The 15,451-nt window shown below is 38.5% G+C and carries 16 protein-coding genes; 14 read left to right on the top strand and 2 right to left on the bottom strand.

The features are described 5' to 3' along the window. Positions 1–6 precede the first annotated feature (6 nt). The 4 genes from OPF91_RS01775 to OPF91_RS01760 all read left to right on the top strand — a co-directional run bounded on the left by OPF91_RS01775 (position 7) and on the right by OPF91_RS01760 (position 5,354). A complete protein-coding gene (locus OPF91_RS01775) occupies positions 7–261 on the top strand; it encodes a YqkE family protein (RefSeq protein ID WP_264986959.1) in 255 nt (84 codons plus the stop codon). A gap of 299 nt (positions 262–560) precedes the next feature. Beyond that, the gene (locus tag OPF91_RS01770) at positions 561–2,192 is read left to right on the top strand and encodes a GGDEF domain-containing response regulator (protein WP_264986958.1); all 1,632 of its coding nucleotides are present in this window, start codon (positions 561–563) and stop codon (positions 2,190–2,192) included. A gap of 11 nt (positions 2,193–2,203) precedes the next feature. Then, a complete protein-coding gene (locus tag OPF91_RS01765) occupies positions 2,204–2,560 on the top strand; it encodes a response regulator transcription factor (protein ID WP_264986957.1) in 357 nt (118 codons plus the stop codon). Beyond that, on the top strand, positions 2,553–5,354 hold the full coding sequence (locus tag OPF91_RS01760; protein WP_264986956.1) for an ATP-binding protein: 2,802 nt from the start codon (positions 2,553–2,555) through the stop codon (positions 5,352–5,354). The genes OPF91_RS01765 and OPF91_RS01760 overlap by 8 nt, the downstream gene beginning before the upstream one ends. A 51-nt stretch (positions 5,355–5,405) precedes the next feature. Here the strand turns inward: OPF91_RS01760 and OPF91_RS01755 are convergent, their stop codons facing one another. Beyond that, complete coding sequence (locus OPF91_RS01755) at positions 5,406–5,870, bottom strand: VanZ family protein (protein ID WP_264986955.1); 465 nt, start codon at positions 5,868–5,870, stop codon at positions 5,406–5,408. Beyond that, on the bottom strand, positions 5,867–6,766 hold the full coding sequence (locus tag OPF91_RS01750; protein ID WP_264986954.1) for an aldo/keto reductase: 900 nt from the start codon (positions 6,764–6,766) through the stop codon (positions 5,867–5,869). Before OPF91_RS01750 ends, OPF91_RS01755 begins: the two co-directional genes overlap by 4 nt. Positions 6,767–6,837: 71 nt before the next feature. Here OPF91_RS01750 and OPF91_RS01745 point away from each other — a divergent pair, with 71 nt between their 5' ends. The 10 genes from OPF91_RS01745 to OPF91_RS01700 all read left to right on the top strand — a co-directional run bounded on the left by OPF91_RS01745 (position 6,838) and on the right by OPF91_RS01700 (position 15,375). Continuing rightward, complete coding sequence (locus OPF91_RS01745) at positions 6,838–7,380, top strand: NUDIX domain-containing protein (RefSeq protein ID WP_264986953.1); 543 nt, start codon at positions 6,838–6,840, stop codon at positions 7,378–7,380. A 57-nt stretch (positions 7,381–7,437) separates the two neighbouring features. Beyond that, positions 7,438–7,950, top strand: coding sequence for a hypothetical protein (locus tag OPF91_RS01740; protein ID WP_264986952.1), 513 nt, complete (start codon positions 7,438–7,440; stop codon positions 7,948–7,950). Between the two features lie 87 nt (positions 7,951–8,037). Then, positions 8,038–8,505 (top strand): ferric iron uptake transcriptional regulator, encoded by a 468-nt coding sequence (gene fur, locus OPF91_RS01735; RefSeq protein WP_264986951.1) that lies wholly within the window; start codon positions 8,038–8,040, stop codon positions 8,503–8,505. Between the two features lie 129 nt (positions 8,506–8,634). Next, positions 8,635–9,537, top strand: a complete 903-nt coding sequence (gene xerD, locus OPF91_RS01730) for a site-specific tyrosine recombinase XerD (RefSeq protein WP_264986950.1) — start codon at positions 8,635–8,637, stop codon at positions 9,535–9,537. Positions 9,538–9,645: 108 nt separating this feature from the next. Then, on the top strand, positions 9,646–10,827 hold the full coding sequence (gene deoB, locus OPF91_RS01725) for a phosphopentomutase (RefSeq protein WP_264986949.1): 1,182 nt from the start codon (positions 9,646–9,648) through the stop codon (positions 10,825–10,827). Positions 10,828–10,840: 13 nt separating this feature from the next. Beyond that, a complete protein-coding gene (locus OPF91_RS01720; protein ID WP_264986947.1) occupies positions 10,841–12,091 on the top strand; it encodes a thymidine phosphorylase in 1,251 nt (416 codons plus the stop codon). A 207-nt stretch (positions 12,092–12,298) separates the two neighbouring features. Next, positions 12,299–12,652 (top strand): anti-sigma F factor antagonist, encoded by a 354-nt coding sequence (spoIIAA, locus tag OPF91_RS01715; protein ID WP_264986946.1) that lies wholly within the window; start codon positions 12,299–12,301, stop codon positions 12,650–12,652. Beyond that, entirely contained in the window at positions 12,645–13,085 is a 441-nt protein-coding gene (gene spoIIAB, locus OPF91_RS01710; RefSeq protein ID WP_264986945.1) for an anti-sigma F factor, read from the top strand. Before spoIIAA ends, spoIIAB begins: the two co-directional genes overlap by 8 nt. A 10-nt stretch (positions 13,086–13,095) precedes the next feature. Then, positions 13,096–13,875, top strand: coding sequence for a SigF/SigG family RNA polymerase sporulation sigma factor (locus OPF91_RS01705; RefSeq protein WP_264986944.1), 780 nt, complete (start codon positions 13,096–13,098; stop codon positions 13,873–13,875). Between the two features lie 57 nt (positions 13,876–13,932). Continuing rightward, positions 13,933–15,375 carry a spore germination protein gene (locus tag OPF91_RS01700; RefSeq protein WP_264986943.1) on the top strand — a complete coding sequence of 481 codons (1,443 nt, stop codon included), beginning with the start codon at positions 13,933–13,935 and terminating at the stop codon, positions 15,373–15,375. Positions 15,376–15,451: the final 76 nt, after the last annotated feature.

The following is a 15,451-nucleotide window of genomic DNA, read 5'->3' as shown; positions in this document are numbered from 1 at the left end:
GAAAATATGGCAAAAAAACAAAAACAACAACCAAGTAATACGAACACACTACCAAAGCAAGAGGCACTTACATTAGCAGACCAGCTTGGCGGCGATATTTTAGCAAAATTAAAAGCAGCAAAGCAGGAATTGACAGCGAAGGAACAAGTGGCAGAAGAAGAGCGTCAAGCGAAGCTAGCTTTTGAGCGTAAGCAACGAGAAAAAAATAAATCCTTTGAAGAATTGTTAGATGAGTATGGAGATAAAGGTTCAAAATACTAATAATGATGAAATGAGCTAACAATAGGAAAAGTGGGTCCAGTCTATGGGCTCGCTTTTTTCGTGGTATTGAATATAGAAAAAGGCTCAATTAAAAACGTTCTTTTAAGACTTTACAATCTTTTGTTGTAAGTCATATGTCATGATATGTTTGTGGTGTAGTGAAAGGTTAATAGTCCTATTATGAAGAAACAGGTTAAATTAATTTAACGTCAAAGTTGCAAACTACTAGTTAGTAAAATAGGAATTTAGGGTATACTAACTATAATAAATAAGTACTTATTAGTTGGGAGTGAGTAAGAATGGACAATGCACGTTATCAACAAATGATTTATAAAAGAATACATGATTATATGGAAAAATGGAGTCAAACACCATTTGTTATAGAAAAAGAAATCTATGCTTTTCTGCATAGTTTAAAAGGAACAGCAGGATCAATTGGTCTGCCACAATTATCTGTTCTTGCTAGTGAAAAATTAAGCAGTTTAGATATGCAAAGTGAAAAACAATGGGCTACAGCCGAATGGCATGATTATTTAGCACCACTATTAGTACATGTGGAAACAGACCAAACAAATCATACTAGCATGCCAATCATAGAGCCTGTGGTACAAACGCATCAGCAAACAGGGGAACAAGAATTTATTTTGTTAATTGATGATGATATTGTCTTTATTTCTTATATGAAAAAGATTTTAGAGGAGCAAGGTTTTTCGGTGATGGTTGCCTATAATGGAAAACGTGGCTTAGAGCTAGTTTATGAAATTAATCCGACGATTGTTTTTTTAGATGTCATGCTACCAGATAAAAGTGGTTTCCACATTTTGAGAAATTTGAAAAGTATAAAAAAAGATCGCATGTTTGTGGCGATTATTAGTGCCAATGATTCAGATGAAAATAAAATTCAAGCCTATCGAATGGGGGCTATGGATTTTATAGCGAAACCAATTGATAAAGATTTATTAATCGCCTATGTTCACAATCGTTTAACTTACAAAAATGAGCTAGAGCGTTCTGTTATTTTGGATGAATTAACACAGACCTACAATCGCAAATTTATGAACAGCCAATTGCAAAAATTAATTAAGCAATACGAACGCCATGCAGAACTATTTTCCATTGCGATTGTCGATTTAGATTATTTCAAAAAGGTCAATGATACATACGGACATCTTATTGGTGATGAGGTATTAAAAGGCTTTGCTAACTTGGTGATGACGCTGAAGAGAGAACAAGATATCTTTTGTCGATATGGTGGAGAAGAGTTTGTCATCTTAATGCCGAAGACCAATTCAGAGGGCGCGTATATATTAGTGGAAAGGTTGCGTAAAGCAATGGAGGTCAAATTTTTCACAGCTAATAATACCTCCTTTCAAGTTACATTTTCAGCAGGTGTGGCGGAGACGATGGCAAAAAATTTGCATCCACAAAAACTGCTAGAGCAAGCAGACCAAGCATTGTATAAAGCAAAGCAATCAGGTCGAAATCAGACGATTGTTTTCAATTATTTAGCAGAAATCATTAAGAAACGTGTGCACATTAAAATTGTTGTTATTGATGATGCAGAAAATATCCGTGAGCTTGTTGTACGTTATTTTGAAAAATTGGGATTGAATGATGAATTTGATGTAGAGGTGATGTCTTTTGCCGATGGCGTGAGCTTTTTACAAGCGAGCTGGTATGCACTAGGCAGTAAATACATTATTTTATTGGATGCGAATATGCCAGAGATGGATGGTATTGAGGTATTGAAGCAAATTCGCCAACAGTATAAATCAAGAGATGTCATTGTCTCTATTTTAACGGATCGTGAGGAAGATGAACTTGTTTTACAAGCATTGGAAAATGGAGCCAATGATTATATTATCAAGCCATTTGATATTGCAGATGTATCGAATAAATTAGTCAATTTAATTAATCGTTTATTTGTCTAGGGGGGCGGAGTATGACAAGAATTTTAATCGTAGATGATGAAGAAATTTTACGCATGTTGATTTATGATACGTTAGAAGGATTGGGCTATGAAGTAGATGAAGCAGCTGATGGACAAGAGGCTTTAGAAAAAGTAGTGGAACATACCTATGATTTAATGATTTTAGATTATATGATGCCAAACTTAACAGGTATTGAGGTACTTGAACAGCTACCAGCACATATCCATTTTCCAATTTTGATGTTATCCGCTAAATCACAAGAAGAGGATCGGCAATTTGTGTTGCAAAAAGGGGCACATTATTTTATGGCCAAGCCCTTTAGTCCAAGTGAGCTGCTCCAAATAGTGGAGGAGATTTTGCATGCCTAAATCGACAGCCTTTTTGAAAAGAAGCATTCGTGGTCGTTTTTTTCAAATGCTATTTTGGTTAACAGCAACATTTTTTATATGTGTCATTGCCTTTTATTTATACGTTGACCAACAAAATAAGCATTTACAAACACAGCGTGAGCATTTAACGGAAAAATTAGAAATTGTAGCTGGAATGCAAGAGCATTTTATTGGTATTTCTTTTCGTTCTAGAGGGTACTATGCTTTTCAAAACAAGCAGGAATTAGCCTTATTATATAAAGAATTACGCAGTTTTGAGGAGCTATTGGAGCAATTTTCACGTTTGAAGCTGTCTGAGGAAGAACAGAAACTATATAGTGAGCTCGTTCAATTTCTTGAAAATTACCAAACAGCTATTTTGCCAAAGACGGTTAGCTATGTTGAAAATAATGATTATGAATCGTTAAGAAAAATTTCTAATAGTGGCACAAATGATTTATTTAATGAGTTTGTTGCTTATACGAAAGAATATCAGGAAAAAACTGAAACAGAGCGTACACAACTGTTTAATGACACGATTACACAAGGTCAAATGTTTACGATGCTAGCAGTTTTGTTGAGCGTTTTGATTTTAATAGCTGTTAGTTTAATGATGCGTAAAGTGTTGAAAAATTTAATCCAGCCGATTGAGCAACTAACAAGTGTGACAAATGATTTTACAGTTGGTCAGCCTTTTGAGATACGCAACCTTGTCGTTAGAGAAGATGAATTTAGCACATTAGCGAGTTCCTTTTATAAAATGGTTCAGTCTATTCAGGAAAAAGAGGAAGTATTAACAACGCAAAATGAGGAACTCGTAGCACAACAGGATGAGCTACAAGATAAGCAAATTCAATTGCAAGATTCCTTAGATCAATTAGAAAAATATAATGCACTTAATCATGTATTAACCTTTACATTGGAAAAGCAAGATTTAGCAGACACACTTCATCGTTATTTAGGTGATCTTTATACGTTTGATATTAATATATTTTACTGGTTAGAGAGTGATATTTATGCAGCAAAAGGTGTATCTCCACAATCAGCTAAAAAAATTATTGAAAATTTAGATATTGATAAACGGACGAGATTAATAGAGGAAAAAATCTTTATTATTACGAGAGAGGTGCAGCCAGACGAGTATCATATTGCGAAACAGCGCTATTATTGTTATGACTTGTATGCAGCTGTGTTAAATAAAGAAGGCGATTTAGTAGCGGTTATGATGGCGACAAGAGAAGGTTATCCATTTACACAAGATGATACACGAAGTTTGGCTGGTATACTTAATCGTGTGTCGATTGCCTTTGAGCGAATTTTAATGTATGAAGCTGTAGAAAAAGCAAGACAATTAAATCAAAATATTATTGATAATGTGAGTGAAGGCATTCAATTAGTGAATAAAACAGGCGATGTTATTTTGATTAATGAGGCATTATGTCAATTAGCACACTATGAAAACAACGCTATTGAACAGCCATTGCGACAAGATGATTGGTTACAACATTTACAACAGCTTTGTGATGAGCCACAAGTATTGCATGAATTTTTTGAAACGGCTGTGATGGAGGCTTTTCAAGGAAGCCGGAAATTACGATACTCTATTGTAGGAGAGATGCCTATATTTATCGAAATGTATGCTACTAGTATATATGAGGGTAATGAAAAAGTAGGCACAATGTTTGTACATCGAGATATTACGAAAGAATACGAAATTGATCAAATGAAATCGGAATTAGTGAGCACCGTCAGTCATGAATTGCGCACACCGTTATCCAGTGTACTAGGCTTTACTGAGCTACTATTGACGAAAAACTTACATCAAGATCGACAGCAAAAATATATTGAAACGATTCATAAGGAAGCATTGCGTCTTACGAATTTAATCAATGATTTCTTAGATTTGCAGCGCATGGAATCAGGGAAGCAGCAGTATAATATGCATACTCTTTCTATAAATGAAATGGTATTTGAATTGGTCAATCGTCATCGCCATGAAAAAAAGCATACCGTACATGTTATCGACAAAGCACAGGATGTACAAGTACGAGGAGATGAGGAACGACTTGTACAAGTATTTATTAATCTAATTGGCAATGCGATTAAATTTTCACCAAATGGTGGAGATGTTATTATCACGCTTGAAAATAAAGAAAATATGTTGCAAGTGAGTATTCAAGATGAAGGTATTGGTATTCCTTCACAGGAAATTGCCCAATTGTTCCGCAAGTTTAAGCGCATAGATAATAGTGCTAGAAGAACGATTGGTGGTACTGGCTTAGGGCTAGCCATTTGCCAAGAAATCATTACGAGACATCGAGGGCAAATTTGGTTGGAATCAGAAGAAGGGAAAGGGACGACTGTTCACTTTACATTACCATTAGAGAATCATGTAGAAAAGATAAGCGAGCAGGCAAACGAGCAATCTTTGAATGTAATCCTTGTGGAGGATGATTGGAGCTTGGCATTACTTTTAAGCGAGGAATTTAAAAGCAAAGGCTTGAATGTCATTCACCATTATGATTTACAGCGCGCCTATGAGGATGCATGTACAATTCCATTAGTCGGTATTGTCATTGATTTAATGTTGACGGATAGTACAGAAGATGGCTGGTGGCTAATAGAGCAATTGAAAACGTCCGAACAAACGCGTCATATCCCGATTATCATTTCTTCTGCATTAGATGAGGCGAAAGATAAAGTAGCGCACTATGGGATAGCGAAATACTTTACAAAGCCCTACTCACCAGAAGAATTATCTAGCGTATTATTAACCTTTTTAGAGGATGTTTAAATAAAAGGCTGTGGAGAAAGTAATCTACTTCTCGACAGCCTTTTCATATGGTTATCGTATACGCTCTTTTCGATTTTTAATCAGTAATAGGATACAGGTGAAACAGAAAGCACCTACAGTATCTACCACAACATCCTGCCAGCTCATGATACGTCCAGGTGTAAAGCTTTGCCGAAATTCATCTACAACGGCAATCAGCATTGTACTGACAATTGTGCCTATTGCAGCATATCGACGTTTCCCCCATACGAAATAAATGGCAAGTGCAATACAGCCGAAGCCTAAAAAATGTGTGAGCTTGCGTAGTAAAAATTCCACAAAGCGAAAATAACCACGTTCTTCAATCGAAACGACTGTATCCCAATAAGGAATTTTCAACACGGATAACTGTTGTTCAAAAGGCTTATGCGCTAAAACATCCTCTAATTCAGGTAGAATGGATTGCTGCTCATACGTCATGCTAGAGGAAATGATGAGTATGATGATGACAAGGAGCAGAAATAGCCACTTTTTCATCGATGCTCGCTATAATGCTCGATTTTTGTAGCATGATTGACAGTAGAAAAGTCCGTGATGGCCGCTACTTTTTCATAAGCCGCCAATGTTTGAGCAAGTTGCTGTGGTGAACTTGCCCCAATAACGGTGGAGGCAATGGCTGGTTCTTTTAAATTAAAGGCAAGTGCAAGTGCATGTAAGTCATCGTAAGTAGTAGTGAGTGCTGTTAAAGCCATATGCAATTCTTCCTGTGTGTAGCTGTTATAGCTTTGTGTAGCTTGTAAACGCTCCTGCCATTTCATTGTCAACAGCCCTTTTGCCACCGTCCCACGTGTGACAATGGATGCACCTGTTGAGGCGATAAAATCGAACCACTCTTCAGGGCGACGATCTAAGAGACTGTATTGCATCATGACACTTTTAGCTGAACTCGCTGGTAAAAAACGATGTAACACATTTGGGCGAATAGAGGAAATGCCATATTCGCGAATTGTGCCTTCTTTTTTGAGACTTTCAAATGCCTCGATAATATCATCCCATTGATCTTCCATTGTGCCACCATGTAATTGATAAACATCGAGATAATCTGTTCCTAAGCGCTTTAAGCTAGCATATACTGCCTCTTTTATATAATTAGGAGAGGCATCCCAACACCAACCATTTTTGTCCGCTGTCCAACGATTACCCACTTTTGTGGCAAGTATGATATTCTGTCGGCGTTTGCCAAGAATTTGACCAATTATTTCTTCATTTGTACCAAAATCATATAAATCAGCGGTATCAATATAATTAATGCCCGCATCGAGTGCCATATCAATGATTGTTGCTGCTTTGTGCTTATCTGTTGAAAGAGACATGCCACCTAAACTAATTTCAGAAATATGTAAATCACTTGAACCAAGCTGTCTTTTTTTCATCTGAAAGCCCTCCTTTTGTATGTACTAATGGTACAATGAACATATCTCAAGAACAAGTGAGGGCGCTATGTATGAAAAAATTTGAAGAACTAACGATTACCACAACACCTATTTATGATGGGAAAGTGATTAAGTTGCAGGTGGACGATGTAACATTACCAGATGGCAAGATAGCGAAGCGCGAAATTGTGAAACATCCTGGCGCAGTCGCTATTATTGCGATAACAGAGGAAGGTAAATTGGTACTTGTTGAACAATATCGTAAAGCATTAGAGCGGTCAATTATTGAAATTCCAGCAGGTAAAATAGAGGCTGGTGAAGAACCTATTGTCACAGCACGTCGTGAATTAGAGGAAGAAACGGGTTATGGGGCAAAGCATTTTACGTATTTACAGAGCTTCGCGACATCCCCAGGTTTTGCTGATGAAATTATTCATCTATTTGTCGCAAAGGATTTATATCAACTTGAGCAGAAAGCAGCTTTAGATGAGGATGAATTTGTAGAGCTTTTAGAGATAACATTAGAGGAAGCGCAGCAAATGGTGGCGGAGGAGCGCATTTATGATGCGAAAACAGCCTTTGCTGTTCTTTGGCTAGCTCTACAAAATCGTTAGCATAATAGAGAAGGACGAGCATAAGCTGTACAAACCTTGTGAAAAAGGAGTATGCCTATGTCTCGAACTGTCTCTATATGTTACCACGCCTCGATACTTGCGGTAAGCTTTGTCTGTGGCGTTGTTCTCTTTCATATTATTGGTAGCCAAAATGCTGAAGCGTTTATTACATGGATAGAGCCTCGTTTAGTAGATGAGGACAAGCAGACCATTATACGTTTGCTATTGCCTGTAGCTGTTTCAATCGCACTTATTTTATTGCTTGCGACACACAGTATTTTGAAGGTTTTTGTGCGTGTTACAGTCGCCATACGTGCTACTTTTTTTGGCTTTAGCTCCGTTTTTTTGTTGCAAAAACTTGAGGCATTTTGGCGTTATACGATTTGGTGGTTCCCATTTCAGCTTATCTATTGTATATTATTGCTAATGTTAAGTTCTTTGCTTGTCCCTATATGGTCAAAAAGAAGAATCGGTAAGCCTGTAAAAAGCCAAGCAGTCGTTGTTCATTTTATAGCCTTCTTTATTGTGATGGTGGCAGAATTTATCGTTCTTGTATATGTGCTAAAATAGTAGTTATAATATAAGGAAAGCAATTTTAATAGCTTGTCATGAGATTTATTCCTTTGTTATAATGGAGTAAGTTTAGGAGGGCGTCACATGGAAAGCCGAATCGATCGAATTAAAAAGCAGTTGCATAGTGCTAGCTACAAGCTGACGCCGCAGCGAGAAGCGACTGTTGCTGTATTGCTTGAGCATGAGGAAGACCATTTAAGTGCAGAAGATGTTTATCTATTAGTAAAAGAAAAAGCACCTGAAATTGGTCTTGCAACTGTTTATAGAACATTAGAGTTACTGACGGAACTGAAAATTGTCGATAAAATCAATTTTGGCGATGGTGTATCACGCTATGATTTACGTCAAGAAGGAGCAGCGCATTTCCATCATCACCTTGTTTGTGTTGAATGTGGTGCTGTAGATGAAATTCAGGAAGATTTACTAGAAGATGTAGAAGCAATTGTAGAAAAACGTTGGAATTTTATTATTCAAGACCATCGCCTCACATTTCATGGTATTTGCTGGCGCTGTCATGATAAAAATGACGACACAACTGAAAAACAAGAATGAGAAACTGTCTGCTTAAATCTTATGGATTGAGGCAGGCAGTTTTTGTTTTTTGTTACAAAGGGCTGTACAGGAGCACAATGACTGCTAGCATGTTAAAATAGGAAATAATGGGCAATGAGAGGTGCGAGTATGACAGAATTTCAATATGCTGTAGCGGATTATATTCATTTTTTGCAAGTAGAGCGACAATTAGCTGATAATACATTAACATCCTACCGTCGGGATTTAGAAAACTATACGTACTTTTTACAGGATGTAGAAGGAATGACCGATTTTCAGGGGGTAGAAAGAATGACGATTTTGCGTCATTTAGAGCAGCTTCGTATACAAGGGAAGACAAGTCGCACAGTGGCACGTCATATTTCTTCCATACGTAGCTTTCACCAATTTTTACTGAGAGAAAAGCGTACAACATCAGACCCGACAGTGCATTTAGAAATGCCTGCTATCGAGCAAAAGCTACCGAATACGTTAGCAATCGCTGAAATTGATGCATTATTAGCTACACCAAATCGCAGTAAACCACAGGGCATTCGTGACATAGCCATGCTGGAATTGCTATATGGTTCAGGGATGCGTATTAGTGAATGTATTGCTTTAGATTTAGCGGATATTCATTTGACAATGGGCTTTGTGCGTGTCTTTGGTAAAGGGGGCAAGGAGCGTATTATTCCTTTAGGACGCAGTGCTTTACAAGCATTAAGCAGTTATTTAGAGGGGGCAAGGGGGCAGCTTCAAGGCAAATACCCGAAAACAGATGCTTTTTTTATTAATCAGCGTGGTAAACGTTTAACAAGGCAAGGTTGTTGGAAATTAATAAAAGAGCATGCACTAAAGGCGGGCATTCAACATGAGCTGACACCACATACATTACGTCACACCTTTGCTACTCATTTAGTAGAGAACGGTGCTGATTTACGTGCTGTGCAAGAGATGTTGGGTCATGCAGATATTTCGACAACGCAAATTTATACACATATTAGTAAAACTCGTTTATCAGAAGTTTATAAACAATTTCATCCACGTGCATAAAATTTAATTTAGTCAGATGTCTGACCTTTATTTTTGTGCTCTCTATTGGTAAAATAAACGTATCGTTTAAAATAGTATGACAGGTAGAAGAAAAGAGGAGGAAATAGGATGAGTAAACCGTTTAAAAAAGTACATGTTGTTGTAATGGATTCAGTTGGTATTGGGGAAGCACCTGATGCAGCTAAATTTGGAGATGTAGGCTCACATACACTGGGTCATATCGCTGAAAAAATGAATGGGCTTACAATACCGATGATGGAGTCTTTCGGCTTAGCGAATATTGAGCCATTACAAGGAGTAGCGGCAACAGCTACACCAAAAGCTTATTATGGCAAAATGCAAGAGGCATCTGTTGGGAAAGATACGATGACAGGGCATTGGGAGATTATGGGGTTGAACATTGATAAGCCGTTTAAGGTGTATCCAGATGGCTTCCCTGCTGAGCTAATTGCTGAACTTGAAAAACGTACAGGCCGTAAAGTGTTATGTAATCAACCTGCAAGTGGTACACAAGTGATTGATGATTACGGTCCAGAGCATATGGAAACAGGCGCACTGATTGTTTATACATCTGCTGACCCTGTACTACAAATTGCTGCACATGAGGAAATCATTCCATTAGATGAATTATATAAAATTTGTGAAATTGCACGTGAATTAACATTGCAGCCTGAATACTTAGTAGGGCGTGTTATAGCACGTCCATTCATTGGCACACCAGGACATTTTGAGCGCACACCAAATCGTCATGACTATGCGTTAAAGCCATTCGGTCGCACAACGATGGATGAGCTAAAAGATGCTGGGTTAGACGTTATTGCGATTGGTAAAATTTCAGATATTTTCAATGGTGAAGGCATTACAGATGCCGTACGTACGAAAAATAATATGGACGGTATGGATAAGTTTGCAGAAGTGGTACGTCGTGATTTCCACGGAATTAGTTTCTTAAATTTAGTAGATTTTGATGCGAATTTCGGACACCGTCGTGACCCACTAGGATATGGTCAAGCATTAGAGGAATTTGATGCACGTCTACCTGAAATTTTAGAAGCGTTGACAGAGGATGACGTATTGATGATTACAGCTGACCACGGCAATGATCCGACATTCCATGGTACAGACCATACACGTGAATATGTACCATTATTAGTATACTCACCACGCTTTACTGGTGGTCATGAGCTAGCACTACGTGAAACATTTGCGGATATTGCTGCAACGATAGCTGAAAACTTCGATGTAGCCGCACCAGCATTTGGTACAAGTTTCTTAGGGAATTTGAAATAAGGGGGATACACATATGAATATGGCACAGCTGTTTGAGAAGAAGAAGCATGGCCAAGCATTATCACAAGAAGAAATCGAGTATTTTGTAGCAGGCTATACAAATGGCTCGATTCCTGATTATCAAGCAAGCTCTTTGTTAATGGCGATTCGTTTAATGGGGATGACTGATGATGAGACATTTTATTTAACGAAGGCGATGATTGAATCAGGTGATGTCATTGATTTAACATCGATTGAAGGCTTTAAAATTGATAAACACTCAACAGGCGGTGTTGGCGATAAAGTGACATTGATTGTCACACCAATTATTGCTGCCCTTGATATTCCAGTAGCGAAATTTAGCGGTAAAGGCTTAGGCATTACAGGTGGAACGATTGATAAATTAGAGTCTATTCGTGGCTTCAAAACAGAGCTATCTTCACAGGAATTTATCGACAATGTCAACAAACATAAAATTGCCGTAGCGGGTCAAACAGGCAATCTTGTGCCAGCAGACAAAAAACTGTATGCTTTGCGTGATGTGACAGGGACAGTGGATTCAATTCCATTAATTGCTGCTTCCATTATGAGTAAGAAAATTGCTAGTGGTGCAGATGGCATTGTTTTAGATGTGAAATGTGGTTCAGGAGCCTTTATGAAAACAGAGGAAGAAGCACAACGCTTAGCAGAAACAATGACAGCGATTGGTGAAAAGCTAGGACGTAAGGTGATTGCCCATATTAGTGATATGGACAATCCACTTGGCAAAATGATTGGCAATAAACTTGAGGTGGTAGAAGCCTATGCTTTATTGAAAGGGCAGATGGATGAAACACATGTAGATTTAGTGGACGAATGTGTAGTCATTGCCTCACTTATGTACCAAATTGCAGCTGGTGTTGATGAAAAAACGGCTACTGAAGCGGTACGTGGTGTATTAGCAGATGGCTCGGCTGCTGCTAAATTTGAAGAATTTATCGTAGCACAAGGTGGCGATATGGCGGATATTTTCCAACAGGAAACGGCACATCAAGTAGCGATTCAAGCGAAAGTAGCGGGTACTGTGGAAACAATTAATGCGTTATTGATTGGCGAAGCAAGTGTTGGTCTTGGTGCAGGCCGTGTGACAAAGGAATCCGCATTAGATTATGATGCAGGGATTCAATTAGCAGCAAAAAAAGGTGATGTTGTAGCAATAGGCGATACAATTGCTTATTTATATGCCAACAATGCGATTGATGTAGATACAATCGATAAAGTACAAGCAGCTTATCAAATTGGATAAATGGAAAAAGGAATCTTCAGTGATGGAGATTCCTTTTTTTATGCATGTGAGGGATAGACAGGTATGTTTAAAATATGCAAATTTCTCCTATACTGTGGCTAGAAGTATGTCGAATGGTCACTATTTCGCAAGACTGCGCACTAGTCTTGTCAATGGCAAGGATTTAGGATAGCGCATGTGGAATTGCATGATGAGGAGGCGATGTGCATGCAATTTCAATTAGAAATGGTGACAAGGGAAACAATTGTTATACGTTTATATGGGGAGCTCGACCATCATGCAGTGGAACAAATTCGAGAGAAGATTTCCACAGCGATTTTTCAAGGAGCTGTATCCACGATTATTTGGAATCTAGAAGGATTGTCCTTTATGGATAGCTCTGGTGTGGGCTTAGTCCTTGGACGTATGCGTGAACTAGAGACTGTTGCAGGTCGCACCATTTTGCTCAATCCATCTGCAACAATGCGCAAGGTATTTCAGTTTTCAGGTTTAGGCAAGTGGATGATGGAAGCAACAGAGGAAGAAGCGATTAACCATGTGAGGGGGATTGTCAATGGATAATGAAATGACATTAACGTTTGTAGCAATTAGTGAAAATGAGGCATTAGCACGTATAGCGGTCACAGCATTTATTGCCCAGCTTGACCCAACAATTGATGAGCTATCGGAGTTTAAAACGGTTGTTTCAGAGGCTGTGTCCAATGCGATTATTCATGGCTATGAAGAGGACGGACAAGGGCTAGTCACACTTCATGCAAAGCGTGAGGATGATGTGATTACTGTATCGGTGATGGATAAAGGAATGGGTATTGAGGACGTTAGCCGTGCGATGGAGCCGTTATTTACAACAAAAAGTGAAATGGAACGTTCAGGTATGGGCTTTACCATTATGGATAGTTTCTCTGACCAGTTAACAGTTATTTCAAAATGGCAGGAAGGTACAACTGTCACGTTTACGAAAAAATTTTATTCGGTTCGTATGCCAGTGATGTGAGGCGAGCACTGTGAAGCCATTAGAACAGTCGTCCGATAAGCTATTGTCACAGGAAGAAATGCGTATTTTTATTGCACGTGCACAGCAGGGCGATCAAGAGGCTCGTAAACAAATGATTGAAGGGAATACGAGGCTTGTTTGGTCCATCGTCCAGCGCTTTGCATCAAGAGGCGTTGAATTGGAGGATTTATTTCAGATTGGCTGTATAGGACTGATGAAGTCTGTAGACAAATTTGATTTATCATATGAGGTTAAATTTTCGACCTATGCTGTACCGATGATTATTGGAGAAATTCAGCGGTTTTTACGGGATGACGGAATGGTGAAGGTCAGTCGCTCCATTCGTGAATTGAACTTTAAAATTCGTCATGCCACCGATGAGTTTATGAAAACGAATGAGCATCCGCCTACGATTTATGAGCTTGCCCACATTTTAGGTGTAACGGCTGAGGACATTGTGACAGCGTCTGATGCGATGCGGGATCCTGCTTCCTTACATGAGCAATTGTACGAAAGTGAAGGAGATTCCATTACATTGATGGACCAAATGAAGGATGAAAAATCGGAGCAGCCGTTTGATTATATTCCGTTAAAAGAAGTACTGACAAGACTTGAACCACGGGAACAAGCGATTATTTATTTACGCTATTTCTCAGATTGTACACAAACGGAAATTGCAAATCGACTTGGTATTTCACAAGTGCAAGTATCACGTCTTGAGAAAAAGATTCTTGCCCAATTAAAGGGCTGGATGGCGACAAGTGCAACACTTGAACAGGACGAGCTATAGAGAGAGGGGAGGCATAACGTCTCCCCAAAAAGAAATCATAAAGAGAATGGTGACAGCATGACAAATCAATTATTTCACAACTTAGAAGAAGCCGAAATTTTTATGAAGGAACAGTTTGGTGATGGTGAGTCCTTTGATGTAAGCATTAAGCATGTATTTATTAAAGATTTACCTGTTTTATGCACATATATCTCAGGCTTAGTGGATAGTGCTATTTTAGCACAGCTATTATCCAGTATGCTACCAGATGAAGATGTGTCCATAGAAGATGAAAAAGAGTATTTTGAAGTCTATTTTAATTTTCAAGGGCGTTCAGAGGGAACAGAACGTAAAGCATTTTTATTAGCCATTTTAAGTGGACAAGTGACGTTTGTGACTAAAAATGGCTATTGCTATGTAGCGGAAATTCGTGATTATCCAGGACGTTCCCCTGAAGAACCTGATAATGAAAAGGTAATCCGTGGTTCACGAGACGGTTTTGTCGAAGGAATTACACAAAATACAGCATTGGTTCGTAGACGGATTCGTAATAGTAATTTACGCTTTGAGCTACATAAAGTATCAAAAATTGGTCAAACAGATGTTGCTTTGGCCTTTATGAAGGATATTGCCAATGATGAAATACTGGATAAATTACGTCGCCGTCTTGAGCAAATTCACCATGATGGTTTAACGATGGCAGATAAATCACTAGAAGAATGGCTTTTTAAACAGAAATTTCATCCAGTGCCGTTTGTGCGCTATACAGAGCGTCCTGATATTGTCGCAGCACATCTACTTGAGGGACATATTGCGATTATGGTAGATACATCACCTTCTGTTATGATTGTACCTGCTACCATTTTTCATTTATTACAACATGCAGAAGAGTACCGGCAAGCCCCTGCAGTTGGTACGTTTGTCCGTTTTATGCGTTACTTCGGTGCGCTATCGGGCTTGCTATTATTGCCATTATGGTATGTATTTGCTACAAATCCAGACTTATTGCCTGAGAAACTCGCCTTTTTAGGGGCAGAGGAAAAGTCACATGTTCCATTATTATTGCAATTGGTCATTGGGGATATGGGCATTGAATTTTTACGGATGGCTGCCATTCATACCCCCTCTCCGTTATCAACCGCAATGGGACTTGTGGCAGGTGTTATTATTGGGCAAATTGCCATTGATGTAGGGCTATTCTCATCCGAAGTTGTATTATATACAGCTGTAGCAGCGATTTTAACGTTTATCATACCATCTTATGAATTAAGCATTTCCATTAAGCTTTTCCGTTTATTACTTTTATTAATGACAGGTTTATGGGGAGTGAATGGTTTATTTATCGGTATTTTTATTTTGTTCACCTATTTATGCTCATTACGTCCAATGCAAGCGCCATATTTATGGCCACTTGTACCGTTCTTTCCAAAGGCAATGCTGCGTGTATTAGTTCGTTTCCCGATGACAGCAGATGCGTTAAGACCATATGTAACCGCTTCAAAGCAGCGAAGAAGGTCATAGAAGGCATTGCGCTCGTTTTTCGCATATGATAAAGTTCACTTTATAGTATTTTTTGATTTTTCTCTTTATTCAGCAA

The sequence above is a fragment of the Lysinibacillus piscis genome (assembly GCF_026012395.1).
Lineage (GTDB): Bacteria > Bacillota > Bacilli > Bacillales_A > Planococcaceae > Lysinibacillus > Lysinibacillus piscis.
This window is presented reverse-complemented; position numbering and strand designations above follow the sequence as displayed.

Excerpts from the sequence above, each read along its gene's own strand:
- OPF91_RS01775 (WP_264986959.1), top strand. The coding sequence starts at position 7 with ATGGCAAAAAAACAAAAACAACAACCAAGTAATACGAACACACTACCA.
- OPF91_RS01770 (WP_264986958.1), top strand. The coding sequence starts at position 561 with ATGGACAATGCACGTTATCAACAAATGATTTATAAAAGAATACATGAT.
- OPF91_RS01765 (WP_264986957.1), top strand. The coding sequence starts at position 2,204 with ATGACAAGAATTTTAATCGTAGATGATGAAGAAATTTTACGCATGTTG.
- OPF91_RS01760 (WP_264986956.1), top strand. The coding sequence starts at position 2,553 with ATGCCTAAATCGACAGCCTTTTTGAAAAGAAGCATTCGTGGTCGTTTT.
- OPF91_RS01755 (WP_264986955.1), bottom strand. The coding sequence starts at position 5,870 with ATGAAAAAGTGGCTATTTCTGCTCCTTGTCATCATCATACTCATCATT.
- OPF91_RS01750 (WP_264986954.1), bottom strand. The coding sequence starts at position 6,766 with ATGAAAAAAAGACAGCTTGGTTCAAGTGATTTACATATTTCTGAAATT.
- OPF91_RS01745 (WP_264986953.1), top strand. The coding sequence starts at position 6,838 with ATGAAAAAATTTGAAGAACTAACGATTACCACAACACCTATTTATGAT.
- OPF91_RS01740 (WP_264986952.1), top strand. The coding sequence starts at position 7,438 with ATGTCTCGAACTGTCTCTATATGTTACCACGCCTCGATACTTGCGGTA.
- fur (WP_264986951.1), top strand. The coding sequence starts at position 8,038 with ATGGAAAGCCGAATCGATCGAATTAAAAAGCAGTTGCATAGTGCTAGC.
- xerD (WP_264986950.1), top strand. The coding sequence starts at position 8,635 with ATGACAGAATTTCAATATGCTGTAGCGGATTATATTCATTTTTTGCAA.
- deoB (WP_264986949.1), top strand. The coding sequence starts at position 9,646 with ATGAGTAAACCGTTTAAAAAAGTACATGTTGTTGTAATGGATTCAGTT.
- OPF91_RS01720 (WP_264986947.1), top strand. The coding sequence starts at position 10,841 with ATGAATATGGCACAGCTGTTTGAGAAGAAGAAGCATGGCCAAGCATTA.
- spoIIAA (WP_264986946.1), top strand. The coding sequence starts at position 12,299 with ATGCAATTTCAATTAGAAATGGTGACAAGGGAAACAATTGTTATACGT.
- spoIIAB (WP_264986945.1), top strand. The coding sequence starts at position 12,645 with ATGGATAATGAAATGACATTAACGTTTGTAGCAATTAGTGAAAATGAG.
- OPF91_RS01700 (WP_264986943.1), top strand. The coding sequence starts at position 13,933 with ATGACAAATCAATTATTTCACAACTTAGAAGAAGCCGAAATTTTTATG.